The organism is Georgfuchsia toluolica (assembly GCF_907163265.1).
GTDB classification, from domain to species: domain Bacteria; phylum Pseudomonadota; class Gammaproteobacteria; order Burkholderiales; family Rhodocyclaceae; genus Georgfuchsia; species Georgfuchsia toluolica.
In genome coordinates this window covers 2,150,226-2,176,117 of sequence record NZ_CAJQUM010000001.1, presented here as the reverse complement: position 1 = coordinate 2,176,117, position 25,892 = coordinate 2,150,226, and the positions used below count along the sequence as shown (strand labels likewise).

At 57.9% G+C, this 25,892-nt stretch carries 27 protein-coding genes and 1 tRNA gene; 17 read left to right on the top strand and 11 right to left on the bottom strand.

All coding sequences use genetic code 11. From position 1 onward, the window contains the following. Positions 1-107 precede the first annotated feature (107 nt). From K5E80_RS10255 to K5E80_RS10240, 4 genes are all read left to right on the top strand, one after another. Positions 108-623 carry a hypothetical protein gene (locus K5E80_RS10255; RefSeq protein WP_220636057.1) on the top strand — a complete coding sequence of 172 codons (516 nt, stop codon included), beginning with the start codon at positions 108-110 and terminating at the stop codon, positions 621-623. Between the two features lie 155 nt (positions 624-778). After that, on the top strand, positions 779-1,072 hold the full coding sequence (locus K5E80_RS10250; protein ID WP_220636056.1) for a hypothetical protein: 294 nt from the start codon (positions 779-781) through the stop codon (positions 1,070-1,072). Beyond that, on the top strand, positions 1,065-1,241 hold the full coding sequence (locus K5E80_RS10245; RefSeq protein WP_220636055.1) for a ribbon-helix-helix domain-containing protein: 177 nt from the start codon (positions 1,065-1,067) through the stop codon (positions 1,239-1,241). Before K5E80_RS10250 ends, K5E80_RS10245 begins: the two co-directional genes overlap by 8 nt. Before the next feature lie 49 nt (positions 1,242-1,290). Beyond that, on the top strand, positions 1,291-1,536 hold the full coding sequence (locus K5E80_RS10240; RefSeq protein ID WP_220636054.1) for a hypothetical protein: 246 nt from the start codon (positions 1,291-1,293) through the stop codon (positions 1,534-1,536). A gap of 7 nt (positions 1,537-1,543) precedes the next feature. Here the strand turns inward: K5E80_RS10240 and K5E80_RS10235 are convergent, their stop codons facing one another. From K5E80_RS10235 to K5E80_RS10185, 11 genes are all read right to left on the bottom strand, one after another. Continuing rightward, a complete protein-coding gene (locus K5E80_RS10235; RefSeq protein ID WP_220636053.1) occupies positions 1,544-2,839 on the bottom strand; it encodes a tyrosine-type recombinase/integrase in 1,296 nt (431 codons plus the stop codon). 158 nt (positions 2,840-2,997) lie between these two features. Then, a tRNA-Lys gene (locus K5E80_RS10230) sits at positions 2,998-3,073 on the bottom strand. Between the two features lie 54 nt (positions 3,074-3,127). Further along, positions 3,128-4,591 (bottom strand): ribonuclease G, encoded by a 1,464-nt coding sequence (rng, locus tag K5E80_RS10225; RefSeq protein ID WP_220636052.1) that lies wholly within the window; start codon positions 4,589-4,591, stop codon positions 3,128-3,130. After that, positions 4,588-5,205 carry a Maf family protein gene (locus tag K5E80_RS10220; RefSeq protein WP_220636051.1) on the bottom strand — a complete coding sequence of 206 codons (618 nt, stop codon included), beginning with the start codon at positions 5,203-5,205 and terminating at the stop codon, positions 4,588-4,590. The genes rng and K5E80_RS10220 overlap by 4 nt, the downstream gene beginning before the upstream one ends. Positions 5,206-5,207: 2 nt before the next feature. Next, positions 5,208-5,678, bottom strand: coding sequence for a 23S rRNA (pseudouridine(1915)-N(3))-methyltransferase RlmH (rlmH, locus tag K5E80_RS10215; protein WP_220636050.1), 471 nt, complete (start codon positions 5,676-5,678; stop codon positions 5,208-5,210). Then, positions 5,675-6,199, bottom strand: a complete 525-nt coding sequence (rsfS, locus tag K5E80_RS10210; RefSeq protein ID WP_220636049.1) for a ribosome silencing factor — start codon at positions 6,197-6,199, stop codon at positions 5,675-5,677. Before rsfS ends, rlmH begins: the two co-directional genes overlap by 4 nt. Next, positions 6,200-6,853 carry a nicotinate-nucleotide adenylyltransferase gene (gene nadD / locus K5E80_RS10205; RefSeq protein WP_220636048.1) on the bottom strand — a complete coding sequence of 218 codons (654 nt, stop codon included), beginning with the start codon at positions 6,851-6,853 and terminating at the stop codon, positions 6,200-6,202. It abuts the gene before it with no gap. After that, positions 6,846-7,577 (bottom strand): BPSS1780 family membrane protein, encoded by a 732-nt coding sequence (locus K5E80_RS10200; RefSeq protein WP_220636047.1) that lies wholly within the window; start codon positions 7,575-7,577, stop codon positions 6,846-6,848. The genes nadD and K5E80_RS10200 overlap by 8 nt, the downstream gene beginning before the upstream one ends. A gap of 169 nt (positions 7,578-7,746) precedes the next feature. Continuing rightward, the gene (locus K5E80_RS10195; RefSeq protein WP_220636046.1) at positions 7,747-8,499 is read right to left on the bottom strand and encodes a BPSS1780 family membrane protein; all 753 of its coding nucleotides are present in this window, start codon (positions 8,497-8,499) and stop codon (positions 7,747-7,749) included. A 10-nt stretch (positions 8,500-8,509) separates the two neighbouring features. Continuing rightward, a complete protein-coding gene (locus K5E80_RS10190) occupies positions 8,510-8,848 on the bottom strand; it encodes a DUF2782 domain-containing protein (protein ID WP_220636045.1) in 339 nt (112 codons plus the stop codon). 37 nt (positions 8,849-8,885) lie between these two features. Next, positions 8,886-9,614 carry an LOG family protein gene (locus K5E80_RS10185; protein ID WP_220636044.1) on the bottom strand — a complete coding sequence of 243 codons (729 nt, stop codon included), beginning with the start codon at positions 9,612-9,614 and terminating at the stop codon, positions 8,886-8,888. A 9-nt stretch (positions 9,615-9,623) separates the two neighbouring features. Between K5E80_RS10185 and polA the strand changes: the two genes are divergently transcribed. From polA to K5E80_RS10125, 13 genes are all read left to right on the top strand, one after another. Continuing rightward, on the top strand, positions 9,624-12,374 hold the full coding sequence (gene polA / locus K5E80_RS10180) for a DNA polymerase I (protein ID WP_220636043.1): 2,751 nt from the start codon (positions 9,624-9,626) through the stop codon (positions 12,372-12,374). A 106-nt stretch (positions 12,375-12,480) separates the two neighbouring features. After that, positions 12,481-14,568, top strand: a complete 2,088-nt coding sequence (locus K5E80_RS10175; protein WP_220636042.1) for an acyltransferase family protein — start codon at positions 12,481-12,483, stop codon at positions 14,566-14,568. Positions 14,569-14,713: 145 nt separating this feature from the next. Next, entirely contained in the window at positions 14,714-14,992 is a 279-nt protein-coding gene (locus tag K5E80_RS10170; RefSeq protein ID WP_220636041.1) for a hypothetical protein, read from the top strand. Positions 14,993-15,111: 119 nt separating this feature from the next. Then, positions 15,112-16,431 carry a murein biosynthesis integral membrane protein MurJ gene (murJ, locus tag K5E80_RS10165; RefSeq protein WP_220636040.1) on the top strand — a complete coding sequence of 440 codons (1,320 nt, stop codon included), beginning with the start codon at positions 15,112-15,114 and terminating at the stop codon, positions 16,429-16,431. Positions 16,432-16,488: 57 nt separating this feature from the next. Next, positions 16,489-17,292: a class I SAM-dependent methyltransferase gene (locus K5E80_RS10160; protein ID WP_220636039.1), complete on the top strand. Its 804-nt coding sequence runs from the start codon at positions 16,489-16,491 to the stop codon at positions 17,290-17,292. A 7-nt stretch (positions 17,293-17,299) separates the two neighbouring features. Then, positions 17,300-18,466, top strand: a complete 1,167-nt coding sequence (locus K5E80_RS10155) for a glycosyltransferase family 4 protein (protein ID WP_220636038.1) — start codon at positions 17,300-17,302, stop codon at positions 18,464-18,466. Between the two features lie 242 nt (positions 18,467-18,708). Then, positions 18,709-18,843 (top strand): hypothetical protein, encoded by a 135-nt coding sequence (locus K5E80_RS16960; RefSeq protein WP_281420236.1) that lies wholly within the window; start codon positions 18,709-18,711, stop codon positions 18,841-18,843. Then, complete coding sequence (locus K5E80_RS10150) at positions 18,840-19,808, top strand: NAD-dependent epimerase/dehydratase family protein (protein WP_220636037.1); 969 nt, start codon at positions 18,840-18,842, stop codon at positions 19,806-19,808. Before K5E80_RS16960 ends, K5E80_RS10150 begins: the two co-directional genes overlap by 4 nt. 38 nt (positions 19,809-19,846) lie before the next feature. Further along, on the top strand, positions 19,847-20,800 hold the full coding sequence (locus K5E80_RS10145; protein ID WP_246591094.1) for an MraY family glycosyltransferase: 954 nt from the start codon (positions 19,847-19,849) through the stop codon (positions 20,798-20,800). Beyond that, positions 20,761-22,632, top strand: a complete 1,872-nt coding sequence (locus tag K5E80_RS10140; protein ID WP_220636035.1) for a polysaccharide biosynthesis protein — start codon at positions 20,761-20,763, stop codon at positions 22,630-22,632. The genes K5E80_RS10145 and K5E80_RS10140 overlap by 40 nt, the downstream gene beginning before the upstream one ends. Positions 22,633-22,706: 74 nt before the next feature. Then, entirely contained in the window at positions 22,707-23,885 is a 1,179-nt protein-coding gene (locus K5E80_RS10135; protein ID WP_220636034.1) for a glycosyltransferase family 4 protein, read from the top strand. A gap of 75 nt (positions 23,886-23,960) precedes the next feature. Further along, positions 23,961-25,046 carry a glycosyltransferase family 4 protein gene (locus K5E80_RS10130; protein WP_220636033.1) on the top strand — a complete coding sequence of 362 codons (1,086 nt, stop codon included), beginning with the start codon at positions 23,961-23,963 and terminating at the stop codon, positions 25,044-25,046. Next, on the top strand, positions 25,043-25,867 hold the full coding sequence (locus K5E80_RS10125) for a polysaccharide deacetylase family protein (RefSeq protein ID WP_220636032.1): 825 nt from the start codon (positions 25,043-25,045) through the stop codon (positions 25,865-25,867). Before K5E80_RS10130 ends, K5E80_RS10125 begins: the two co-directional genes overlap by 4 nt. Positions 25,868-25,892 lie beyond the last annotated feature (25 nt).

Here is a 25,892-nt window from a genome sequence, read left to right as displayed (position 1 = left end):
TTCATGCATTATTTTGCATGAAAAGTTCCTGTCTATTTCACCTGCTGAGAAATTTCTAGCCTGCCATGGACATAAATACTAAATATATTTGGAAGGGCAAAGCCACCATGAGGGCGTTCAACTACATACCTGACAGAAACAGACTGACAAACGAGCTAGTTCGCTGGCTGTCGCCAAATGATCAAGGCTATTTCATCAGCCTGAATTCTCTTGTCACGCTGAATGACGCAAGTGATTCTCGGTTTGAGCATGAAATGTTCAAGCTACAGCCCAAGATCACCAAGCTCTGCGGTTTTTTGAAAGAGTATTGCTATGGCAATGGCTTTCGCCGCAGCCGTGACGAGAGCCTGATTAAATGCGTTCTAGCCTATGAGATCGGCCAGGACAATGGGCGCCTTCATGTCCATGTGGTTGGGGCACATGATGGGACTACAAACAGAACAGCAGACGATGTGCAGAAGTTCATGAGCCGCAAGTGGGCAAAGCTCATGAAGATTGACGATCATGAGGGCTTTGCCCACGTTGAAGCAATCGACGTTCTAAGAGATCGAGTTTGGTATGTCACTAAGCAATCGCGATTCCTGTCGCGCTGGCATGGCGAATCCACGCTTGATTTGGCCTGATTTGTGACGCTTGCAAGTTAAGAGAAATTGCCCTTCTGGCAGTGGATCGGCGGCACCTTTTGTTATGAAGAATCAGTGAAAGGCATGCGACGAAAGGGCGCAGGATTTATTTTGTCAAATGCAATATCAATCACAACCAACAACAGAGGAAAAACATGCTGACACTAATCAAATTCATCCAGCTACCTGAACAGGAGCGACTGTCCCTGATGAAAAAGAATGTCGTACAGGCAGACGCGACAGATCACAACATGAAAAATCTGCTTGACAGCAAGCTTATGTCATTCAAGAAATATGCCCAGAACTGGCTCAACATCATTACCAAGTACGCAGACTATCAACTAAATAAAGATGCAGTGGCAACCGATTCAAAGGCCGCTGCGTCACGATCGGATTCAGAGCCCGTTCAAGATCAGCATCATCAACCAACAGGAGAAAGCCATGCCTAGACAACTTGTCCATGATCACTGCACCAGCATCAGAATGCCTTGGAACTGGCATACCAACATGACAGAAATCGCCAAAAAGTTTGGCATCTCGCATTCAGAGATTTATCGGCAGGCAGTCCAGCATTTCCTGCGCGTGCGAAAGCCAGAACATGCCTCTAATGGAAAGTAGTCCAGCAACTCCGCAGACGATCCACAACCACAATAGTAAGGAGAAAAACATGCATTTCACAAGCAGCCCACAACACCCGGACAACTCCATCGTGCTCCACCAAGAGGACGATAAAAACTACCTGCTTGCTTTCCGCGATACTGCCGTTGCGGTGGATTGGCTTACTTCACTTACCAACATGTCACACAAGCACAAGCGCACGCGGGAGATCGTGCAGAAGTTGGGCGAGATGCTTTACATGATACCCGCACAACACACCCGCAAGGGCAAGGTGAAGGTTAGCGAGAATCACTGACCGATAGCTAGGCTGGAGGCTTGTTTGCCGCTGCCTTGGCCTTGCGACCCTCCGCCGCTTTTTCTGGATCATGGCGGCGACCAGCCAACACGTCAGCGGCCATGGCGGCGGTTAGATGACTGTAATGTTTTTCAATCATGGCAACCGAGGTTCCCATTTGCACTGCCAGTGTGTGAATGTCTAATTTGTCAATCACTATCCTGGTGGTGGCGTACATATGGCGGAGGCTGTATAGCGAGCGACTGTCGCCTTGCTTATCCTTCAATAACCCATGCTCCACCAGATAGTCATTGAAGACCTTGTAGAGATTCTCTGACCGTTTGCCGTTGCGCATCCTGAACACATACACATCAAGCTTTGCCTTCAACAGTTCATCAAAACTCATCTTTGCCAATTCTGGAAAGCGGCTCTGATTGCGCTTGAAGAAAGTCTCGCATCGATGACGGGCGACAAATTCACGCTTGCCTGTTTTACCATCCACTGCAACACTCAGATAAGGGTCGCCGTTCCTGTCCTTTGCCCAACTGATGTGCTTCCATTTCAGGTTGTATGCTTCTGTACCTGTTCGCATGCCAGTATTGGCAAGGATCATCACATAATCCCAAAGCAATTCGCGGATTTGCTTGCTTCTTTCACTTGTCGCTTTATCCACCCAGCGCCATAGGGTGTTACCAATCTTCCGCCATTCGTCGTAGCTGAAACTTGGACGGCGTTCACTCTTTCTGCCAACAGCCCGCATGGCAGGAACCTTGGCGTGCAATATCCAGCCATTGGCAATTGCTGTTTCAAATACTCTCCGCAATGCTGCATTGTGATTGAGCAGTGTGCTGGCCGCTGGCGATCGTTTCATCTGCTGTGCTCGCCATGCCTCAAACTGCATCATGTCTGCGTCGTTGATTAGATCAATGTGCTTGCTGCCAAAGTATGGAATGAAATATTTCTCTAACGCCTGCTTGTAGTCCTTGTGAATCGCCTTTCCATGACCCGCAGCCTTGGCGTTTTCAAGTTCTGCGATGGTCAGCCTAGCAACATCCTTGAAACGCCGCGATACGGGGCTCTGGCCGGTTTTAAATCTGAACCTAGCCTCATCGTATGCCTCGCCTGCAATTCGCCTCGCCTCGTCAAGGCTGGCGCGTTTGGTGGATAAGTTATGCCATGCACCATCGGGGAGTTTGAACCTGGCCTGCCAGCGACTACTTTCAGGCCGCTTGTAGAGGACAACCTCGCCATCTCTGAGCTTGTGTAGCTGGTCTGGCAAGGCATAGCCCTCGATCTTAGTGGCACAGCATGGACAATCAATCATGCTATCACCCCGCGCCGCCGTTCGCTGTCATCGCGGTGGCAGACAATCCACCATAGTTTTCGCTCTCGCCAAATGAAAAGTGGGGTAAGAGTGGATATGACAAAAAGATTAAAAAGAAAAAGCCCAACCAGGCTAACTACCTGATTGGGCTTATTATTTGGTGGGTTGTGAGTGGCTCGAACACTCGACCTACGGATTAAGAGTCCGCTGCTCTACCAACTGAGCTAACAACCCCGAAAAACAGGCGGCGATTCTACCATCGCTGTCATTGCTTTGGAACCTGTCGCGCTACATCAGCACAATGTCGAACTGTTCCTGGGTATAGCTGGATTCGGCATGTAGCGAGATGGTGCGATTGATGAAGTCGGAGAGCATCGCCAGCGCCTGTGATTCATCTTCATGAAACAGGTCGATCACGCTGGGCGCGGCGACGAGGCGGAATTCTCGGGCGTTGAACTGGCGCGCTTCGCGCAACAGCTCGCGCAGGATTTCGTAGCACATGGTTCGCGCGCTCTTGATCTCGCCGCGGCCGCCGCAGGTTGGACAGAGCTCGCAGAGGATGTGGGCCAGCGACTCGCGCGTGCGCTTGCGCGTCATCTCGACCAGGCCGAGACCGGTGAACCCATTCACGGTGATGCGGGTGCGGTCGCGGGCGAGGGCGCGGTTGAGTTCCTCCAGCACGGCGCGGCGATGCTCTTCCGAATCCATGTCGATGAAATCGGCAATGATGATGCCGCCCAGGTTGCGAAGGCGCAATTGGCGCGCGATGGTCTGCGCCGCTTCGAGGTTGGTCTTGAAAATGGTGTCGTCGAAATTGCGCAGCCCGACAAAGCCGCCGGTGTTGACGTCGATCGTGGTCATCGCCTCGGTCTGGTCGAAGATCAGGTAGCCGCCGGACTTGAGATCGACGCGTCGCGCCAGCGCCCTCTCGATTTCGTCCTCGACGTTGTGCAGGTCGAACAGCGGCCGTTCGCCCGTGTAGTGCTCCAGCAGTGGTAGCACTTGCGGTACGTACTCGCTGGCGAAGGAACTCAGTTTCTGGAAGTTTTCGCGCGAATCAACGACGATCGCGCTGGTGTCATGCGTGACGAGGTCGCGCAGCACGCGCTGCCCCAGCGTCAGATCCTGATGCAGCAGCGCCGGCGTCGGCGCGGTGGCGGCGCGCTGCCGCAACTCATTCCAGAGGCGGCGCAGATAGGCGATATCGGCGCGCAATTCCTCATCGTTGGCCGCTTCGGCAATGGTACGCACGATGAAGCCGCCGTTCTCTTCGCCTACCAGCGACTGGATGCGCGTGCGCAGTTGCTCGCGCGCCGACTCGTCGCCGATGCGTTGCGAAATGCCGATGTGCCTGTCCTGGGGCAGGAACACCAGCAGCCGCCCGGCAATTGATATCTGTGTGGACAGGCGCGCGCCCTTGGTGCCGATCGGATCCTTGAGCACTTGCACCAGCAGCGACTGGCCTTCAGTGAGAATGCGTTCGATAGGCCGCGCTTCGACGTTGCCGAAACCGTTGCCGCGCTGTTCTTCCCAGATGTCGACGACATGCAGAAACGCGGTGCGTTCCAGGCCGATTTCGATGAAGGCCGACTGCATGCCGGGCAGCACGCGCACCACGCGGCCGAGATAGATGTTGCTCACCAGGCCGCGGCTGGAAGTGCGCTCGATATGCAGTTCCTGCACCACGCCATTTTGCAGCAGGGCGACGCGGGTTTCCTGCGGCGTGAAGTTGAGGAGAAAACTTTCGCTCATACAACTATCCCGAATTGCTTCAGCAGCAGTACGGTGTCGCACAGCGGCAGGCCGACGATGCCGGAATGCGAACCGCGTATCTCTTCGATGAAAGCAGCGGCGCGGCCCTGTATCCCATATGCGCCGGCCTTGTCGTTGGCTTCGCCGCTCAGCACATAGCGCCGGATCTCGTCGGCATCGAGGCTGCGGAACGACACCTCGCTGATGTTGAGACGGTGTTCGAGTCGAATCTGGTCGGTAACGGCAATCGCGGTGAGCACGCGGTGCCGGCGTCCGGAAAGGCGGGCGAGGATGCGTTGCGCATCGGCGTTATCGGTGGGTTTGCCGATGATTTCGCCATCGAGTTCAAGCGTGGTGTCGGCCGCCAGCACCGGGCGTGGCAGCAGTTGGCGTACCCGAAGCAGGCGCGCGGCAAACTCGGCTTTGGCGCGTGCCACGCGCACCACATAGTCTTCGACGTGTTCCTGCGGCAGCGGTGTTTCATCCACTTCGACATCGGCGCGCGGCGCGGCACGGAACAGCAGCAGGTCGAAGCGAACGCCGATCTGCGCCAGCAAATCGCGGCGGCGCGGGCTGCGTGAAGCGAGATAGATGCGCGAATCAAAGGCGGCCATGGCTACTCGCGATGATAAGGGTGGCCGCGAATCACGCTGCTGGCGCGATACAGCGCTTCGGCGAGCATGACGCGCACCATGGCGTGGGGCAGGGTGAGGCCGGAGAGCCGCACCCGTTCGGCGGCTTCCTGCTTGAGCGCGGGATCGAGTCCGTCCGGACCGCCGATCAGGAAGGCGGTGTCGCCGCCTTCATTCATCCAGCGTTGCAGGCGTTGCGCGAGATTCTGCGTGGTCAGTTCCGCGCCGCGCTCGTCAAGGACGATGGTACGGCAGCGCGGCGGTAACGCACCACGCAAACGCTGCGCCTCGGCGGCCATCATGCCAGCGACGGTCTTGCCTTCGCTGCGCGGCTCGGCCTTGACCGCCGCCAGTTCCAGCGGCAGTTCGCGCGGCATGCGTTTGGAATAGTCGGCGAAGCCTTCTTCCACCCAGTTTGGCATGCGGGTACCTACAGCCGCAATCACGAGTTTCACACGACCTTCGCTTTTGCAGGGGACCGGACTCTCTTCGCCCTTGCGCCGGAAGGCGCCAAACAGTCACCTCCTCCGCCTGGCGGGGGAGGCTGGGAGGGGGTGTTCTGCCTTTTCCCTTTAGGGGCGGGCACAGCCCGTCCCTCGCTTGGCGAGGGATGCCGGGAGGAAGTGCGCTTTGATTCCCCCTTGGGCTGGGGCCTGGCCCCAGCCCAGAGCTCTTCGAGGTTGTAATAGGCGCGTACGGCGGGCTGCATCACATGCACAACGATGTCGCCGAGATCGATCAGCACCCACTCGCCACCGTCCTCGCCTTCGAGGCCGATCACGCCGCCGCCGGCTTCCTTGACCTTGTCATGGACGCTGCGCGCCAGCGCCTTGACCTGGCGCGTCGAGTCGCCGCTGGCGACGATGATGCGGTCGAACAGGGAGGTGAGCTTGGTGGTGTTGATGACTTCGATGTCTTTCGCTTTGACGTCTTCGAGCGCGTCTACGGCGAGTTTCTGTAGTTTGCGGATATCCATTCAGTGGCCGGAGTAAAGGTGGTTGTTGGCAATATAGTCGAGAACGGGCTTGGGCAGCAAATCCTGGATTTCCTGTCCGGCGGCGAGCCGGGCGCGAATCGCTGAAGCCGAGATGTCGAGCGGGGTGATGGCAAAGGTGATGATGCATCCAGCGGCTTGTGCAGTCAGGCACGAATAATCGCCACTGCGTCGGCGCAGGTATTCCTCGTGCAGCTTGCCGTCCAGCGCTTGCGCATCCAGCGCATAGCCGGGCCGGGTGGCGATGGCGATGTGGGCCAGCGCAAACAGTTCGCGCCAACGATGCCATTTGCTTAGTCCATGAAAGGCATCGGCGCCGAGCAGCAATACCAGCGGCCGGGCGCCGTGAATGGCACGCAGGCGCTGCAAGGTGGCGACGGTGTAACTCGGCGCGCTGGAGCGGACTTCGCTGTCGTCGATCGTGAATTGGGGGTAGCCATTGAGGGCAAGCGCCACCATGGCCAGCCGTTGTTCGGCTGAAGCCTGGGGGCGATCCCGATGCGGCGGATTACCGGCGGGAATCCATAACACCTGCACGAGACCGAGATTGGCACAGGCGTCTTCGGCGAGTTGCAAGTGCGCGCGATGTACGGGATCGAAAGTGCCGCCGAGAATGCCGATCGGCTGTTCAGTCATTGGTTGACGCTACGGCAGTGGTGAAAATGTCGCGGTAGCTGATATAGCTGCCGGCAAGGAAGATGGGCAATAAGAAAATTATCATCAGCACCTCCACCACCTTCGCCACGATCTGACCGAAGTTCTCCGATATCTGTACCGCAAACACGGCCAGCGTGGTCGCCAGCAGCGTTATTGCCGCAAGTGCGAACGCATAGACCACAAAGGCGCGCCAGTTGCGCAAGCAGGCGACGAGGCTGAAGAACACCGATTTCAGCGGCGGCAGCTCATGCCAGCCGGTCAGCAGCGGCGCGAACCAGAATGCCAGCAGCAGGGGCAACGACAGCGCCGCCGCCAGCGCCAGCGCCGACAACAGTTGGTCGGGCTTTTCGGTATCCGGTTTTATGCCAAAGGCAAACATGAGCAGCATCACCAGCAGCGAACCGGCGAGTTGCAGCGCGCCGAGTTTGAGCAACTCGCGGCGGCGCGTGCGGATGCCGGCCAACAGGTCGGGCGGCGGCCCGCGGCGGCCGGTTGCGGCGATGCCGCGACAACCGTTGGCAATAGCCAGAACGAGCATGGGTTGCAGGACGGGAAACAGCACGCCGCCGACACCGGCCGGCAACAGCAGCATCACGGTGAACGCCATCAGGTAGAGAAAAGCGAGCAGGGTCAGCAGCGGCGGGTTGGCACGAAACAGGCGATAACCGGCAACAACCCAGACAATGCCCTGACGGGCTGGCAAACGACGCGCCTGCATTTAGCGTGAAAGAACGTAGAACAAGAGATTTGTCTGAATCGAGCGCAGCGAGCAAGTTGAAAGCCCCGCCTTGGGGCGGGGTTGGGGGTGGGGAGCGTTCAATTTGCCTTTGCGTATTTTCATCATCAGTGGTGCAACAATCATTGCAAGAGCGTCAGTGAAATATATCGCGGTAGGAGAGATAGAGGGACGTCGCGACGAGCGGGACGACTACCAGCAATCCCACCACCGTGATGGCGACAATGCACATCAGCACAAAGGCGAGAATGCCGTAGATGGTGATGGAGAGCCAGTTGTGCAGGCAGGCTTTGAGGCTGTTTTTCATGGCGGCGAGCGGCATCATGCCGTCGAAGAACACCAGCGCCGGAGCGAACCATAGCGCCATGATGAGCGGCGGCAGCAGCGACAACGTTACCAGGAACGCCAGCAGTATACTGCCCAGCGCCAGACCGATGCTGGCGCCGCTGGTCGTAGCTGCCGCATCGGCATCGGCGATATGCATGAGCGCGGAAAACGCGCCCGTGCCGCCACCGATAAAGACGATGACAAAGGCAATTGCGCCGATGGCAGCGAGGGCGCCGAGCGTGAGCAGGCCAACCATCACCAGATTGCCGGTGCAATGGCGAAAGCCCGCGAACAGGGCCTCGAAGGGTGGCACGGCGCCGCTCTCGGCAATGCGGCTGGCTTCCAGCAGACCTGCCGCCAGCACTGGCAACAGCAACATATGGGCAACGATGCCCAAGGCTGGTACCAGGCCAAGCAGGACGTGGATCACGGCAAACACGACGCCGATTGCGATCCACACGGCGGGCGCCGCCATGAACAGCTTCCAGCCGCCGGAGAGCCATGCGGTGGCCTGACTGGAATCGACAATATGCGGCTCGGGATGGACGTCGTAGGTTGTCATTGAGGCGAAATCAGAAACGCTTGATCACCCACATCGGCGGACGCGTGCCGGAGGTGAGCGTGTCCTTGCGGGTCATGACGCCGTCACCGTGTTCGTCCACCAGATAATAGGGCACGCCATGCGGCGGCGTGACCTTGATCATGTATAGCTTGCCGGAAAGGCGGTATTCCTCGACCTTGTCCTCGCCGCGCTGGATGATGGTGACCTGCGGTTCCAGTTCTTCGTCGGACGCGCCGGCGGGTATCGGCGGAGGTTCCGGAATGGGCTGCAAGCCCGGCGGCAGAGCGGGTGTCTGCGCCGCGGCGGACAGCGCAAACAGGGCGAACAGCAGGAACAATACTCGGCGCATAGAATGATCCTTTGCAGTAGATAAGCCCATTTTACCCTCACAGATTGAGTAACAATTCGTGTTCTTCCGGCAGACGCGGGAAACCGCGCTTCTCGTAATGGCTGAAGATGGCATCGACGATGAGTTTCGGTTCGTCGATGACCTGGATCAGTTTCATGTCCTCCGGGTGAATCATTTTTTCGGCGACAAGCCGCTCGCGGAACCAGTCGAGCAGGCCGCTCCAGTATTCCGTGCCGACCAGGATGATCGGGATGTGTGGCGACTTGTTGGTCTGGATCAGCGTCAGAGCTTCGAGCAGTTCATCGAGCGTACCGAAGCCGCCCGGCATGACGACATAGGCGCGCGCCATGCGCACGAACATGTATTTGCGCGCGAAGAAGTGCTTGAACGATTGCGAGATGTCCTGATAGGCGTTGTTCGCCTGTTCCATCGGCAACTGGATGTTGAGGCCGATGCTGACGCCCTTGCCCCCGAACGCGCCTTTGTTGGCGGCTTCCATGATGCCGGGGCCGCCGCCGGAGATGACCGAGAAACCCGAGTCGGACAACAGGCGCGCGATTTTTTCCGCGAGCTGGTAATAAAGCGAATCGGGCGCAAGGCGGGCGCTGCCGAAAATCGAAACAGCCGGGCTGACGCGCTTCAGGCGTTCGGTCGCCTCGACGAATTCTGACATAATGCCGAACACTCGCCAGGCCTCTCTGGCTGTGATATCCGGCGCGGTTTTCCACGGGTCGTACTGTTTTGGCAGCTTGTCGTAAACACTCATATCTTCTCCATGCCATCCTTATTACTCGTTGACGGATCGTCATATCTTTATCGCGCCTTTCACGCGCTGCCCGACCTGCGCAACAAGGCGGGCGAGGCGACCGGCGCGATCTATGGCGTCATCAACATGCTACGTCGGCTTGAGGCCGACTACAAGGCGGATTATCGCGCCGTGGTGTTCGACGCCAAGGGCAAGACCTTCCGCGACGACTGGTATCCCGAATACAAGGCGCATCGCCCGCCGATGCCGGACGATCTGGTGGCGCAGATCGAACCGCTGCACGCCTGCGTGCGTGCGCTGGGCTGGCCGCTGCTGATGATCGACGGCGTCGAGGCCGACGATGTGATCGGCACGCTGACGCGCGAAGCCTCGGCGCAGGGCATCGATTGCATCGTCTCGACCGGTGACAAGGACCTGGCGCAACTGGTCAATCCGCACGTGCGGCTGGTGAATACCATGAGCAACGAAACGCTCGACGAAGCCGGCGTGCTGGCGAAGTTTGGCGTGCCGCCTGCTCGCATTGTCGATTACCTGGCGCTGGTCGGCGATGCCATCGATGGCGTACCCGGCGTAGCCAAGGTCGGGCCGAAGACGGCGGTGAAATGGCTGAATGAATACGGCTCACTCGACGGCATCATCGAACGTGCTGCCGATATCAAGGGTGCCGTCGGCGAAAACTTGCGCCGGCACCTCGATTTTTTGCCGCTGGGCAAGAAGCTCGTCACCGTTGCCTGCGAGCTGCCGCTGCTGCTCAAGGTGCGGGAACTGCTGCCGCAGCCGCATGACAATACGGCGTTGACCGAGTTGTTCACCAGACTCGAATTCAAAAGCTGGTTGCGGGAAATCCAGGGCAATGGCGGTCTCAAACCGGTGTCCGAGAGAAGCGCAGCGCCTGCCGTTAAGGGCTCGTACCCGACTCTCGACTCTCAACCGGCGACTATCGTTCAGCCCGATCGCAGTGGCTATGAAACGCTCTTCACCTGGGAACAGTTCGACAAATGGCTGAAGATCATTGATGCCGCCGAACTCACTGCGCTCGACACGGAAACCACCAACCTTGACCCGATGCAGGCAAAACTGGTGGGTATTTCGTTTTGTGTAGAGCCGGCCGTCGCGGCCTATCTGCCCATCGGTCACAGTTATGCCGGGGTGCCGGATCAATTGCCGTTGAGCGACGTTTTGTTGCGTCTCAAGCCGTGGCTCGAATCGGCACAATATAAAAAAGTCGGACAGCATCTCAAGTACGATCGCCACGTATTCGCCAACCACGGCATCGAGTTGCGCGGCATCCATGACGACACGCTGCTCGAATCCTACATTCTCGAAAGCGACAAGTCGCACGACCTCGGCGCGCTGGCGTTGCGCCATTGCAGCCTGTCCACCATCGGTTATGATGATGTCACTGGCAAGGGCGCGGCGCGCATTTCGTTCGCGCAGGTGGCGCTGGAACAGGCCGGTGCCTACGCGGCTGAGGATGCCGACGTGACGCTGCGCGTGCATCAGGCGCTGGCACCGCAACTCGTCGAAGAACAGAAACTTGAACAGCTCTACCGCGATGTGGAACTGCCGGTCGCCGAAGTCCTGTATCGCATGGAGCGCAACGGCATATTGATCGATGTCTTTGCGCTGGCGCAACAAAGCGAAGAACTCGGGCGACGCCTGATGGAGCTGGAACGTCAGGCGCATGAACTCGCTGGCCAGCCCTTCAATCTGGCTTCGCCGAAACAACTGGCGGAAATCCTGTTCGACAAGCAGCAGTTGCCCGTGGTGAAAAAGACGCCCTCGGGTGGCCCATCGACCGACGAAGAAGTGTTGACCCAACTGGCGCTCGATTACCCGCTGCCCAAGCTGCTGCTCGAACATCGCAGCCTGGCCAAGCTCAAGGGCACCTACACCGACAAGTTGCCACGCAGCGTGAATCCCGCGACAGGACGGGTGCATACCAGCTTCTCGCAGGCAGTCGCGGTGACCGGCCGGCTGGCGTCGAACGATCCCAACTTGCAGAACATCCCGATCCGCACCGAGGAAGGCCGCCGCATCCGTTCCGCCTTCATCGCGCCGGCAGGCCACGTGCTGGTCTCGGCCGACTACTCGCAGATCGAGCTGCGCATCATGGCCCATCTCTCCGCCGACGAGCGCCTGCTCGACGCCTTCGCCAAGGGCGAGGACGTGCACCGCGCTACCGCTGCCGAAATCTTCGGCATCACGCCGCTCGAAGTGACGAGCGACCAGCGCCGCGCCGCGAAGGTGATCAACTTCGGCCTCATCTACGGCATGTCGGCCTTCGGCCTCGCCCGTGAACTGGGGCTGGAGCGCAGCGCAGCAGGCGCCTACATGGACCGCTACTTCACGCGCTATCCGGGTGTCGCGCGTTACATGGAACAGACGCGCCAGCTGGCGCGCGACAAGGGCTATGTCGAAACCGTGTTCGGCCGCCGCCTGTGGCTGCCTGAGATCAAGTCCTCCAACGCCGGCCGCCGCCAGGGCGCCGAACGCGCCGCGATCAACGCGCCGATGCAGGGCACCGCCGCCGACCTGATCAAGCTGGCGATGATCGCGGTGCAGGGCTGGCTCGACGATAAACAACTGGCATCAAAGCTGCTGCTGCAGGTACATGACGAACTGGTATTGGAAGTGCCAGACGGCGAACTTGCGCTGGTACGCGAAGCCCTGCCCCACCTCATGGGCAACGTGGCCCAGCTTGCGGTACCGCTGTTGGTGGAGGTGGGCGTCGGCGCAAATTGGGATGAGGCGCACTGACAAAGCCTCTTGCATTGACCGAAGATTCTGGCGGCAGAAACCGTAATCCGCGAAGGAACTCTAGCTGTTATCAAAAAAGCAAGCCGTAGATCACGAATCCGGGAACATGAAAAATACCTCACAGCATAATTACCACCCTTCATACCGAAGAGACATAGACGGACTCCGCGCCTTGGCGATTCTCAGTGTAGTGGCATATCATGCCTTGCCAGCATATGTGCCAGGCGGGTTCGTCGGAGTTGATGTTTTTTTCGTCATTTCTGGTTTCCTGATCTCGACGATTATTTTCAAGAGCCTGGCAGATAACGATTTTTCCTTTCTTGAGTTCTATGCTCATCGCATTCGCCGGATATTTCCGGCATTGCTCATTGTCATGGCCTGCTGTTTTGTTCTGGGGTGGTTTGCACTGCTGCCGGAAGAATACAAGCAATTAGGGAAACACATCGCTGCTGGTGCCGGGTTCGTGCTGAATTTCATTTTATGGAAAGAAGCGGGATATTTTGATGTCGCATCAGAATTAAAGCCCCTCATGCACCTCTGGTCGCTGGCGATAGAGGAGCAGTTTTACCTCGGTTTCCCCCTGCTCATCTGGCTCGCCTGGCGCATTCGCATTAATTTGGTGCTCGTCATCTCGACAGTATTAGCCCTGTCTTTCGGTGCCAACATGATTGGTGTTCATTACGATGTCGTGCAAACTTTTTTCGTGCCGCAGACACGTTTCTGGGAATTAATGACGGGTGTGCTGCTGGCGTGGCTATCTCTCAATGGGGGCAACAAGGGAGAGGGTGGTCTCATTTGGGGTAATCGCTGCATGACGCGTGGGGGCGCCCTCTGTGACGTTACGACACGGCAGGCAATGTTGATGAGTATGTTGTCGCTGGTCGGACTGGCACTGATTTTGGCCAGTGTTTTCCTGTTCAATAAAACCATGCCCTACCCTGGCGCGCGCGCGGCCATGCCAGTCGCCGGATCGATGCTGCTGATTCTCGCTGGCCAGGAATCACTGATAAATCGAATCCTGCTTTCTAGCCGCGTCATGGTATTCGTCGGCATTGTCAGTTATCCGCTATACCTCTGGCACTGGCCCCTGCTTTCGTTTGCACGCATCCTGGAATCGGAGACACTTTCGCTCGAAATTGGCGCAACCGCAGTGACATTGAGCTTTATTCTGGCTGCCCTGACCTATCGCCTGGTTGAAAAACCGATCCGTTATGGTGGCCATGCCGGAACAAAATCGATAGTTTTGTGCATTTTGATGGCGCTGGTTGGTTTTATTGGCTACAACGCTTTCGATCGGGAGGGGCTGCCATTTCGCCAGAAACAATTATTGCTTAATAACGAGCGGCATCAATTCCGCAAAATTGCCGCTTCTGATGAATCCCGCTGTTTACGTCGATTTCCGACTTTCAGGGGTTATTGCCTGCTCGCCAAGGATTCGCAACCAACGATCGCAGTCATTGGCGACTCGCTTACCCCCGGCCTTTTTAATGGTCTCAAAGAGGCCACTGCGAACGATGCAAGCGTGAATATTCTCGGACTCAGCCTGGGTGGAATGTTGCCCCTCATGGGGGTCAGCAGTTACGATAACCTGAGCCCCTATGAGCGGCAGGCAGCAAGTGCCTTGGGCTCCAGTCAGATGGTATCGATAGCAGGTAAAACCGCGTCGGTGGAGTTGGTCGTCATGGTCGGAAACTGGACGCTTTATATCGATCCCCAGCCGGATCGCAAAATGTTCGTCCGCCTTGCTGATCGGCCGGAAATTACTGATAACAGAGAGGTATACCGGATTGCGTTAACGCGAACGTTTTCCTACCTGCTACAGCAAAACAAGCAAGTGGTATTCGTCCTTAATCAAGCCGGACTCAACTTCGATCCGCAATCCTGCGCGAACAATCGCCCTCTGCGTCTGGGCAATGAAATGAGGTCAACATGTGCGGTTTCTCGTGATGACTTCGAAAGACACAATCGCGAGTACCGCGAAATCGCAGCTTCAGTGTTGAAAGATTTCCCGTCGGTCAAAGTGTTTGATGTCGCCAAGTTCTTGTGCGATGACCAATGGTGCTGGGCCATGAAGGGTTCCGAACTTCTCTATGCCGATAGGACCCATTTTTCCCGCCAAGGGGGAAGCTATATCGCCCAGTTTCTTGCTCCTGTCATTCAAGAGGCTCGGCTAGGGCGTATCCAGACGAACTGAACGCACCAAAGGGTTTGGTGATGAATGCAGAGCCTGGTCGCGGAGTAATCACTGACCCTTTGAGCATATCAATTTATCGACGATTCCCGCTTAAGAATTCCCATTTAACGGTTTGAAACAATAACTCTCCCTGTATCCTTGCAATATGAACCTTAAGCTTCCCAGGCCGGACCGGCGTTTGCTTGCAGTAGCGCTTTTCGGCGCCTTGCTATTGACCGCGTTGTGGTATTCCGATAGGGATGCCAAGAGTATTCATCGCGGTTTTATTACCATTCCATCATGGGCCGTAGTGACCATACTGATCGCTCATTCGGGCAATTTAATATTTATCAAGGCCGTCTTCGAAGGCAAACCAATTGACGTGTTCAACCATGGCAGGATGCGGCGCGAAGTGACCTATATCGATGCATCGTTGAAAGAGTGATTCGCGCACCAACCGCCACGATTAGCAAGGGAATCTAGCCGTATGCACAGTTATATCGTAATTACTATGGCATATGACGAAAAACCTTCATGGTCCCTCAAGATGGAGTCGAATCGTCCGTGACCCGCTTGATCCAGGCGAGATCCGTTTTTTTCGTCACCGGCGCGACGGTGGCCGTGGGCGTCGTGACGCTGCTGCAGGATATTCTTCTGGCCGCGTCCTTTGCTACGGGAACCTCGGTTGATGCCTATCAACTCGCCATTGCCCTGCCAGTGGCCGGCATCAACATTTTCGCCGGCGGTACCGTGCAGTCACTTCTGATACCGATCTTTGTGCGCACCGAACATGCCGGCGGAAGCGCTGCCGCAGCAGGGCTTGTTGCCTGGGCGCACCGGGCGCTCTTGATAGTGCTCTGCGGCGCATTACTTGTGCTGGCCGCATTGTTCATTATTGGGGCGCCCCTGGTCGCCACCAGTTTTTCCGCCGATACCCTGGCGCTCAGTCATACGCTGTTCTGGAGCGTCCTGCCGCTGTTCTTTTTTGGTGGTTTGTCCAGTCTGTACGTCACGGCACTAAACAGCATTCGGGCGCACGCCCTGGCAGCATTGTTGCCAATACTTACGCCCGCTGCCGCCGTCGCTGCCTTGCTGACCCTGGGAAAATCGAGCGGCGTTGCCTCGGTTGCCTGGGGCGCATCGCTGGGCGCTCTGTTGCAGTATCTACTTGCCAAGACAGTTCTCGGCCAGCGTGGCTACGGCAGCGCCGTGGCCACGCTGCCGGCCAACGGCGCTGGCCGCCGCATCCGCCGCGACTACTGGTTACTGGTGATCGCCGCGACATTGCTTGGGGGCATACTGCTGACCGACATCATCCTGGCGACGACCCTGACCGCAGGTGATACCGCGACGTTCGGCTTCGCCTCGCGGCCGGTTATGCTGGGCCTGGCCTTTCTCACCATTATCGCCAGCAACATTACGCTGCCCCATTATTCCGATTTGGTGGCCAAGCAGGACTGGCGCGGACTGGCCAAATCCTATCTGGTAAGTGTACGTTCGCTGCTCATCATTTCCGTGCCGGTGATCCTGGCGTGTCACTTTTTCGCCAACGGCATAACTGCCCTGATCTACCAGCGCGGTGCGTTCAGCGCCGCCGATTCGCAGCGGGTCGCGCAAATATTGCGCATCCTGATCTGGCAAGTGCCCTTCTACCTGACGGCAATGATAGGCTTGCGCGTGGCGAATGCGATCGGCAAAAACTATGTGCTGCTGCTCATTTCCCTGACATGCTTTGTGCTGAACTTGGCGACGGGTTTGCTATTGGTACGCGGCCATGGTCTGAGCGGCATCGCCGCTGCCACAGTCATCACTTTCGCCATCTGGGCCGGCTTGGTGACCTACTATGTCCATGGTTTGTGCCGGAAACGGATCCATGAGGCCTGAAGCGAACCATCATTTTTTGTTTTCTTATGCACGGACGGCAGTGCTGCGATAGACGATATGAAAGATACACTTGATCAAGCCTCGGGAAGGATAACCACCCAGCAATACTGGGAGGCGGGTTGGCGCGACGCTGCTCTGCCCGGACCGCTCGACCCAGTGCATGGCAGTTATTTTTCCCGGCTGCTGCACCGTTGCTTCAAGGAGGCGCTGGCGCGGCAGGGCACCGGCAACCGCCGCTTCATCGAAATTGGTTGCGGCACCTCGCACTGGCTGCCCTACTTCTGCAACGAATTCGGTTTTACCGTCAGCGGTATCGACTACTCGCCCACCGGATGCGCCAACAGCAGGGAAATTCTGCGCCGTGCCGGTTGCGCCGGCGACATCCGCGAAGGCGACATGTTTGCGCCGCCGCCACAATGGCTGTCCCATTTTGACGTCGTCGGCTCGTTCGGACTGGTAGAGCATTTCAAGCATACTGCCGCCGCGGTTGCCGCCTGCGCCACCTATCTGCGCCCCGGCGGCTGCATGATCACCCTGGTGCCGACGATGCGCGGCTTGCCTGGCCTGGCCTACCGCCTGGCCCGGCGCGCGGTTTATGACACGCACGTTCCGCTCGGCATCGAGACGCTGGCACAGGCGCATCGGCAAGCCGGCCTGGAGGTGGCGAGCTGCCGCTATCTGCTGGGGCTACCCGGCGTGCTGGGAGAGTTCGACACGGATGAAAAACCACTGTCCGTGCGCGGCATGATCAAGCGCATCAGCCGTGGCTATTGGTGGCTCGAGGAGCGTGGCTTAGGGGTGCCACCCAACCGCTACACCTCGCCCTATGCCTTATGCATTGCAACGAAGCCGGTAGCCTGAATCGATCATGCGCATCTGTCGCATCGCCACCGTGCCCTTCTTCCTCTTCCATCATCTGGGCGAGCAGATCGCTGCCACCGCCCGCTCCGGGCACGAAGTCGTCCTGGTTTCCAGCCCCGGGGAGGGAACCGCGGCCCTGCAGTCGATTACGGGCGTCAGTCATTATGCTTTGAACATCTCCCGCCAGATCAGCATCTTTCGTGATCTGGTGACGTTGTTGCGGTTGCTGGTTTTTTTCCGCCGCCAGCATTTCGACCTAGTGCATTCAACGACGCCTAAAGCCGGGCTGCTTGCCGCCATCGCCGGTCGGCTTGCTGGCATTCCCGTCAGGCTCCACACCTTCACCGGTCAGGCGTGGGCGGAACGCAGTGGCTGGGTGCGCTGGATCGCCAAGGCCTGCGACCGCCTGGTGGTCAAGCTGAACACGCGTTGTTACGCCGACAGCATTTCACAGCGCGACTTCATCGTCGCCGAAGGCGTGGCGCGGGCCGACGAGATCACCGTGCTCGGCCAAGGCTCCCTGGCGGGGGTCGATTTCACGCGCTTCAATCACCATCGCAGCGGCACGGCGGCTGCGGTCAAGGCGCGCCTGGAAATCCCGGCCGGGGCGCGGGTAGTGGGTTTCGTCGGCCGCGTCACCAAGGACAAGGGTATCCAGGAACTGGTCGCTGCTTTCGATCTGCTTGCGTCATTCGGCTGCGAGAACGTCTATCTGGTACTGGTCGGCCCGCTCGAACCCGAGCGAGACCCCCTGCCAGCAGAGTTGGTCGCGCGCATACACCGCGACAAACGTATTCGCATGGTTGGCTATATGCCCGCGCCTGAGGAATATATTGCCATGTTTGACATTTTTTGCCTGCCCAGCTACCGCGAGGGATTCGGCAACGTAGTACTGGAGGCGGCCGCTATGGGCATACCCACTGTTGGCACTCGTATCATCGGCCTGACGGACGCCATCGTGGATGGGGTCACCGGAATATTGGTGCCGCCGAAGGATGTCAGCGCATTAGCCCGGGCGCTCAAACTTGTGCTGCTGGATGACCACCTCCGGTCGCGGCTGGGCAGCCAGGCGAAAAGCCGGACTGCAACCCTGTTCGACTCAAGAAAAGTCAATGCCGGCGTGCTCGCCGAATATGAAAGCCTGCGGCTTGGCGGAAAGCTCAGGCCGCATTGATCGCTAACGTCAAACAGGCGATATCGCGGATCACTCCCCGAGATATACGCCTGCACGTCCTCATCTACCGCCAGGACTGCTTTGCCAAGTATGCGAAAATATTGGTTATTCAAGCCAGGTCAACGAAATCCCGGTCATGAAAACTCTCGTTGCCAGCGCCAGGCGCGGCTGACCCCGGATGTTAGGCTCCGCTTTACACCTGATCGAGTCAGAGCCGCATTTAGAACGCGGTCGGAAACGCCATGCTCGAAGGTCGCCGTTGCTTGCTTGGATTTGTTTTTATCAGCTTGGTACATGAGATGCTGTTTCAAGGAATATTTTGGTTGATGGTCGGTGCTGCTTCGGCTCTGCCTGACAGGAAAGCGATTGCTTTGTGACAGCGGAGTCGAATACAGTTCTCATTACTGGTGCGACTGGATTTGTAGGTCGTCACCTTTGCTTTCTATTGAAATCGCATGGGTATTCTTTGCGTATTGCAACGCGGCGTCGTGTGGAGAACGGCGATCCTTTGTGCTCACTGGGACACATGGCAGTTATCGGAGACTTGGGTCCCGATACCGATTGGTCTGACGGATTGTTCGGGGTAGATACGGTAGTGCATCTGGCAAATCGCGTACATGTCATGCAAGCACGAGATCCTTTGGCCGAGATTGATTGCTATCACCAAGTCAATGTTGAGGGTACCCGGCGGCTCGCGCAATCCGCTGCTGCAATTGGAGTTAGAAAATTTATTTTCGTCAGCTCAGTCAAGGCACTCGGTGAACGCGGTGTATTTGATGCAACAACAATGGCATCCCCCGAGGACGCCTATGGCCGCTCCAAACTGGCAGCTGAAAATATCCTGATGGAAATTGCAGATCGGTCAGGCATGAGGGCGGTGATACTGTGCCCACCGCTGATATATGGCCCCGGAGTAGGCGCCAACTTTCTGCGTCTGCTGAGTTTGGTGGATCGCGGGATTCCCTTGCCATTAGCCGCGGTCAACAACCGGCGCAGCTTGCTTTACGTAGGCAACCTGGTGTCAGTCATCGCGCGTTGTCTCGAAATGGAAACTTCGTCGAACGGGCGTTACTGCATCAGCGATGGTGCTGCTGTTTCGACACCGGAATTGATTCGAGTCATGGCGCAGGCACTCGACCGGTCCTGTCGTTTTTGGTTTATTCCCTTGCCGGTACTGCTGACGCTTGCCGGTTTCCTCGGCAAGCAGCAGGAGATTCGGCGTCTTACCGATTCGCTGGTGGTTGACGATGCGCCGTTCAGGAACGCGTTCTGCTGGGAGCCGCCCTATTCCATGCGAGATGGCCTGCTTGCGACTGCACAGTGGTACCGTAGCTGTCCATGACATCCCTCCCTTTCCTTCTTCCGGCACTGTTGGTTCTGGTGGTCGCCGCGGAGGTTGCCCTGCTGTTCCTGCTCTTACGCACGGGCTGGGCAATGCGCCTTGCTCCCGACGTGCCCAACCATCGCTCCCTGCATGTCGCCATCACGCCACGCATCGGTGGGATGGTGATAATGCCATTGGCACTGCTGCCGGCTCTTGTCCTGTTTCCCGGTATGAGATTGATTGCCGTCGTGGGACTGGCTTTATGGCTGTTGTCTTTGATCGATGACTGCCGCGGCTTGCGGGTAAGCGTGCGATTGCTGGTGCAGGCCGCGGCAGCATTGGCCATGCTTGTGTTTGGCAATCTGGCTTTCCCACCGCTGTTAGGCGTGATTTTTTTCCTGTTACTGCTATGGAGCACCAATCTCTACAACTTCATGGATGGTGCCGATGGTTTGGCAGGCGGCATGGCGACAACGGGTTTTTGGGCCTATGGAATAGCTTCATGGCATGTTGCGCCGGAGCTGGCATCGCTTTGCTTTCTGCTCGCGACCGTTGCCTTCGGCTTCTTAATTTTCAATTTTGCACCGGCAAGGATTTTTCTTGGCGATGCCGGTTCAGTGCCGCTTGGTTTTCTGGCAGCGTGGTTGGGGTTTCTAGGCTGGGAGCAGCATGCTTGGCCAGCATGGTTTCCGCTGCTGGTTTTTTCGCCGTTTCTTGTCGATGCCACGGCAACGCTGGCGAAACGTATATTCCGTGGCGAGCAAGTGTGGCAAGCGCACCGAGAGCACTATTATCAACGCCTGGTGCGCATGGGCTGGAGCCATCGCCGTCTTGCGTTCGCAGAATATGCCTTGATGATGGCCAGCGCAGCATCGGCATTGCTGTTGCAGAATGTTAATAGCCTGTCCAGGCACATCAGCTTATTGGCCTGGGTTTTGATATATGCTTTGGTAATGACAACAATCGATCTATGTTGGGAAAAGTACCTCAAAAATACAAACAATCCCTGAGCTGGCGTACTGCCGCTGCAACGTTGCATGATATTGCCGCCGCAGTGCTGGCATGGGTGACGGCTTATTGGCTGCGCTTCAACTTCGACATTCCCGTCCAGTATGCGACGTCGATGACACGTACTCTCTTCTGGGTGGTTGGGATACAGACCATCGTCTTTCTTGCTTTCGGCCTTTATCGCGGCATCTGGCGTTTTGCCAGCATTCCCGATCTGCGTCGCATCGGGCTTGCCGCTGCAACCTCGGCGCTCGCCGCGCCGACTGTATTGTTCATGCTCGACCGCATGGAGGACGTGCCGCGTTCGGTGTTGGTTCTTGACCCGATCTTGTTGCTGTTAATCATGGGCGGCAGCCGTTTTTTTTATCGGGCGTGGAAGGATGGGCACCTGTTCTCGCTTCAACAACTCGGCGCGACGCCGGTCATCATCTTGGGCGCGGGGGCGGCGGCGGCAGCGTTGCTGCGCGACCTGGCGAGCGATTCGCGCTGGCGTGTCGTGGGCCTGCTCGATGATGACCCTGCCAAGGCGGGCTTGCGCCTCCAGGGAGTCACCGTGCTGGGGCCTCTGGCCGAATTGAGCCGTCATGCAAAGCGGCTGGCTGTCGAGAACGCCATTGTCGCAATGCCGAGCAGAACGGTTGGCGAGCGGCGGCGGGCCATGGAAATAGCCGTAGAAGCCGGGGTCAGCGCATTGACGGTACCTTCCATGGCCGATGTGCTTTCAGGCAAGACTGCCGTCTCCCAGATTCGCAACGTCGAACTTGAAGATCTGCTCGGCCGTGATCAGGTTCAGTTGGACGATGCTGGCCTGCGTGGTCTTTTGACGGGCAGAGTGGTGATGGTCACCGGCGCCGGCGGTTCGATCGGTTCTGAACTGTGTCGCCAAATCGCGGCATTTTCACCCGCGAAACTGGTGTTTTACGAAGCGTCGGAATTTGCGTTGTATAGCATTGAGCAGGAGTTCGTGCAGCATTTCCCCCGGCTTGCGATTGTTGCTGTAGCTGGCGATGTCAAGGACGCTGCGACGCTGGAGCAGGCATTCTCGATACATCGTCCGAAAGTAATCTTTCATGCCGCTGCCTACAAACACGTACCTCTGATGGAAGCGGACAATGCCTGGGCTGCGGTGCGCAACAATGTGTTCGGTACGGCCTGCGTGGCACGCGCCGCCATCAGGCATGAGGTCGAAAGATTCGTGCTCATCTCGACTGACAAGGCGGTGAATCCGACCAATGTCATGGGCGCGAGCAAGCGGCTGGCGGAATTGGCGTGCCGGGCATTGCAGGAACAAAGTCCGCTGACATGCTTTGTATCTGTGCGCTTTGGCAACGTGCTGGGTTCCAGCGGCAGCGTGATTCCTAAATTCCGTGAGCAGATAGAGAAGGGTGGCCCGGTTACCGTGACCCACCCCGATATCGTGCGTTACTTCATGCTGATTCCGGAGGCGGCTCAACTTGTGCTGCAAGCGGGACTGATGGGCAAGGGCGGAGAAATTTTCGTGCTCGACATGGGTGAGCCGGTGAAGATCGCCGATCTGGCGCGCGACATGATTCGCCTGTCGGGTTTCAGTGAAGACGAGATTTGCATCGAATTCACCGGCCTGCGTCCAGGAGAGAAACTGTTTGAGGAACTTCTCGCCGACAGCGAAACTACACTGCCAACGCTGAACCCGAAATTGCGTATCGCGTGCGCCAATGAAACGCATGAGGCAGAGTGGTTGGCCACACTGGATACCTGGCTTGCTGTACCGGTCAAGCCGGCTGATGAGGTAAAGCAGGAGCTCAAGCAATGGGTGCCTGAGTATATGGTGTCTACCCGGCCAGCTATTCTCTGAAAGTGCGCTGTCGCCGAAAAAGTCGGTCGTTTTATCTGATTTACAAACCATGTAATAGCGCGCACAACACCAACATGTCCTTTCAACTTGCCGTCATACGCCAACGCTACACGCCCTACGGAGGGGCTGAACGCTTTGTCAGTCTGGCACTGACTGCGCTGGCAGATCGCGGCGTGACCCTGTCCTTATACACACGCCAGTGGCCCGAAGGGGAGAGCGTCTTTCAGCCGGTAATTTGCAATCCCTTCTACCTGGGCAGCTTATGGCGGGACTGGAGTTTCGGACGCTCTGTCTGCAAGGCCATCGAACGCGACCAGCCAACGCTGGTGCAGTCCCACGAACGTATTTCATGCTGCGACATTTTCCGGGCCGGTGACGGTGTACACCGCGTCTGGCTGGAACAACGGCGCCGACACATGTCGTGGTGGGATAAAGCAAGGATTGCGCTTAATCCGGCGCACCATTTCCGACTTGCGGCAGAGCGGCGCCTTTTCGCCAGTCCGCGTCTGAAGGCCGTCATCTGCATCTCGGAAATGGTCAAGTCGGAAGTGCTCCAGCATTTTCGGATCGCCCCTGAAAAGTTGCATGTTATCTACAACGCAGTTGATGCTGACCGCTTTTCTCCGGCACTGGCTATTCACCGTGGGGAAATACGCCGTCGTTACGGTATTCCGGAATCTGCAATCCTGTTTCTGCTGCTTGGCTCCGGCTACGATCGCAAGGGGGTCGGCCCCGCCATCGAGGCCATCGCTCGGTTGCCGCCGCATGCGCATCTGTTGGTGGTTGGCAAGGACAAACACGCTTCCCGCTACCAGGCCCAGGCCCAGAGGCTAGGCTCGAATCGTATCCATTTCGCCGGCCCCCAGGCGGACCCGAGGCCGTTCTATGGCGCTGCCGATGTATTTGTCCTTCCAACCCTCTATGACCCTCTGTCCAATGCCGTCCTTGAGGCTCTCGCCTGCGGACTGCCGGTGATCACCAGTCTCAAGTGCGGCGCCGGGGAAATAGTTGCAGCCAGCAGCGCGGGTTTCCTCAACGATGCCCGCGATATAAAGGCCCTGTCGCAGAACATGATCCGGTTGCTTGACGCAGACACCCGCATGATGTGTTCAATCAATGCGCGTAGAGCGGCGCAGGTGCTGACTGCCAAGGAAATGAGCGGCCGCCTGCTCGCACTTTATGACGGACTATTGAATCCCGATGCGGGCATATCAAATTCAACACCGGGATTCATAAGCGGGCAGTCCGCGTAATCGGCCGCTGGCAAGGCAGCCGGTATAATCTTCGCTTGTTCACGTCGGCAGCAAGCGCTGACTTCCCTATTGCCCATGACCTTAAAGATACTGCACACGGAATCCTCCACCGGATGGGGAGGTCAGGAGCACCGCATCTTCAAGGAAATGGTCTCGCTGCGGGCGCGCGGCCATACCCTGGAACTTGCATGCCGTCCCGAAGCTCGGCTCGGAGTGCGCGCCGAGGAAGCTGGTTTTACGGTACACCGCATCCCCATGCGGGGTGGCGGCGACCTCGTAGCCGCATGGCGGCTGGCCCGCCTGTTGCGGCGCGAACGCTTCGATGTAGTCAATACGCATAGTGGCCATGACAGCCTGCTCGGGGGCATTGCCGGCCGCCTGGCGCGGACCCCCTTGATTGTTCGTACCCGCCACCTGGCTTTGCCGATCACATCTCCAGCCACTTACCGTAAGCTGCCGCACAAGGTGGTGACGGTCAGTGATTGGGTACGCAACTATCTGATTTCCGTCGGGGTACCTGCCGAAAACGTGACGACGGTGTATACCGGCATCGAGCCTCTGCCGGAAACCTGCAGTACGCTGCGCCGCGAACTGGGGCTGACCGATGACAGCATTCTGATTGCAACCGTGGCCATTCTTCGCTTTGAGAAAGGCCACCTCGACCTGATCAATGCCGCCAAACCTCTCCTCGCCGAACGTCCTGCTGTGCATCTGGTCTTTGCGGGTGATGGACCGATCTATGACCGGCTATGCGACTATATCGCCGAATGTGGCCTGACAGACCGTATCCATTTGCTCGGATTGCGCCGCGACATTCCCAATGTTCTGGCCGGCTGCGACTTCTTTGCCCTGGCCACCTGGCAGGAAGCGCTGGGTACCTCGTTCATCGAGGCCATGGCTGCCGGATTGGCGGTCGTCGGGACTGCGGTAGATGGTGTTCCCGAAGTCATCAGCGATGGGGTCAATGGCCTGCTTGTTCCGCCCAAGGATCAGGCGGCCCTGACGCGGGCGCTATATACCCTTGTCGATGATGCGGCTCTGCGCCGCCGTCTGGGCGAAGCCGGTCTCGCCATTACCCGCACTCGTTTCAGCGTTGCCACCATGGCCGCGGAAATGGAAGCTTTCTATCTGGCCAGCCTGGCGGAAAGGCACAGGGCGTGAAGCCCGCCCGCTCCGTGCCGGTACTGATGTACCACCACATATCGCCCTGTCCCGGCCTGGTCACGCTGACACCTGGCCATTTCGCGGAGCAGATGGCAGCCCTTTCCGCGGCGGGCTATCGCACCCTTGATGCCAATCAGTTTGGCGCCTATCTCGCGGGCAACCCGGTTCCAGACAAATCAGTGGTGCTTAGCTTCGACGATGGCTACCTGGATAACTGGGTGTACGCACATCCGGTGCTGGAAAAATTTGCATTTACGGCGCTCATGTTCGTCGTCACCGGCTGGGTCAGGGAAGGCCCGCGGCGGCCCCACGCCAATCAGGGAAGCAACAACCTGCCAGCGACCCCTGAGCATAATGTCTGCAAACGAATCATCGCCGAGGGCCGTTCGGATGAGGTTATCGTGCGCTGGAGTGAGATTGAGGCCATGGTTTCGGCCGGCACCTTCGAATTCCATTCACATACCCACACACATAACCGCTGGGACAAGACCTGCGTCGCCCCGGCTGAAAAGCGCCACGCGCTGGCCAGCGACCTCGCGTCGGCCCGATCCCTTCTTGAAACCCGTCTCGGCAGTACCAGTGACCACCTTTGCTGGCCGCAGGGATATTTCGACGATGATTACCTTGCCGTAGCCAGGAACGCGGGCTACCGCCATCTCTACACTACCGTCCCGGGTGCAAACCTGCCGGGTGACGATCCCGCTTATATTCACCGCATTGTTGTCAAGGACAAGGGGGCACGCTGGTTGCTCAGCCGCCTGTGGCTCTATCGTCATCCCACGCTGGCGCATTGGTATGCCACTCGCCGCAAGCATTGAGAAGACGCGAAGAATGTCCAGCAGA

Excerpts from the sequence above, each read along its gene's own strand:
- K5E80_RS10255 (WP_220636057.1), top strand. The coding sequence starts at position 108 with ATGAGGGCGTTCAACTACATACCTGACAGAAACAGACTGACAAACGAG.
- K5E80_RS10250 (WP_220636056.1), top strand. The coding sequence starts at position 779 with ATGCTGACACTAATCAAATTCATCCAGCTACCTGAACAGGAGCGACTG.
- K5E80_RS10245 (WP_220636055.1), top strand. The coding sequence starts at position 1,065 with ATGCCTAGACAACTTGTCCATGATCACTGCACCAGCATCAGAATGCCT.
- K5E80_RS10240 (WP_220636054.1), top strand. The coding sequence starts at position 1,291 with ATGCATTTCACAAGCAGCCCACAACACCCGGACAACTCCATCGTGCTC.
- K5E80_RS10235 (WP_220636053.1), bottom strand. The coding sequence starts at position 2,839 with ATGATTGATTGTCCATGCTGTGCCACTAAGATCGAGGGCTATGCCTTG.
- rng (WP_220636052.1), bottom strand. The coding sequence starts at position 4,591 with ATGAGCGAAAGTTTTCTCCTCAACTTCACGCCGCAGGAAACCCGCGTC.
- K5E80_RS10220 (WP_220636051.1), bottom strand. The coding sequence starts at position 5,205 with ATGGCCGCCTTTGATTCGCGCATCTATCTCGCTTCACGCAGCCCGCGC.
- rsfS (WP_220636049.1), bottom strand. The coding sequence starts at position 6,199 with ATGGATATCCGCAAACTACAGAAACTCGCCGTAGACGCGCTCGAAGAC.
- nadD (WP_220636048.1), bottom strand. The coding sequence starts at position 6,853 with ATGACTGAACAGCCGATCGGCATTCTCGGCGGCACTTTCGATCCCGTA.
- K5E80_RS10195 (WP_220636046.1), bottom strand. The coding sequence starts at position 8,499 with ATGACAACCTACGACGTCCATCCCGAGCCGCATATTGTCGATTCCAGT.
- K5E80_RS10190 (WP_220636045.1), bottom strand. The coding sequence starts at position 8,848 with ATGCGCCGAGTATTGTTCCTGCTGTTCGCCCTGTTTGCGCTGTCCGCC.
- K5E80_RS10185 (WP_220636044.1), bottom strand. The coding sequence starts at position 9,614 with ATGAGTGTTTACGACAAGCTGCCAAAACAGTACGACCCGTGGAAAACC.
- polA (WP_220636043.1), top strand. The coding sequence starts at position 9,624 with ATGCCATCCTTATTACTCGTTGACGGATCGTCATATCTTTATCGCGCC.
- K5E80_RS10175 (WP_220636042.1), top strand. The coding sequence starts at position 12,481 with ATGAAAAATACCTCACAGCATAATTACCACCCTTCATACCGAAGAGAC.
- K5E80_RS10170 (WP_220636041.1), top strand. The coding sequence starts at position 14,714 with ATGAACCTTAAGCTTCCCAGGCCGGACCGGCGTTTGCTTGCAGTAGCG.
- K5E80_RS10160 (WP_220636039.1), top strand. The coding sequence starts at position 16,489 with ATGAAAGATACACTTGATCAAGCCTCGGGAAGGATAACCACCCAGCAA.
- K5E80_RS10155 (WP_220636038.1), top strand. The coding sequence starts at position 17,300 with ATGCGCATCTGTCGCATCGCCACCGTGCCCTTCTTCCTCTTCCATCAT.
- K5E80_RS16960 (WP_281420236.1), top strand. The coding sequence starts at position 18,709 with ATGCTCGAAGGTCGCCGTTGCTTGCTTGGATTTGTTTTTATCAGCTTG.
- K5E80_RS10140 (WP_220636035.1), top strand. The coding sequence starts at position 20,761 with ATGTTGGGAAAAGTACCTCAAAAATACAAACAATCCCTGAGCTGGCGT.
- K5E80_RS10135 (WP_220636034.1), top strand. The coding sequence starts at position 22,707 with ATGTCCTTTCAACTTGCCGTCATACGCCAACGCTACACGCCCTACGGA.
- K5E80_RS10130 (WP_220636033.1), top strand. The coding sequence starts at position 23,961 with ATGACCTTAAAGATACTGCACACGGAATCCTCCACCGGATGGGGAGGT.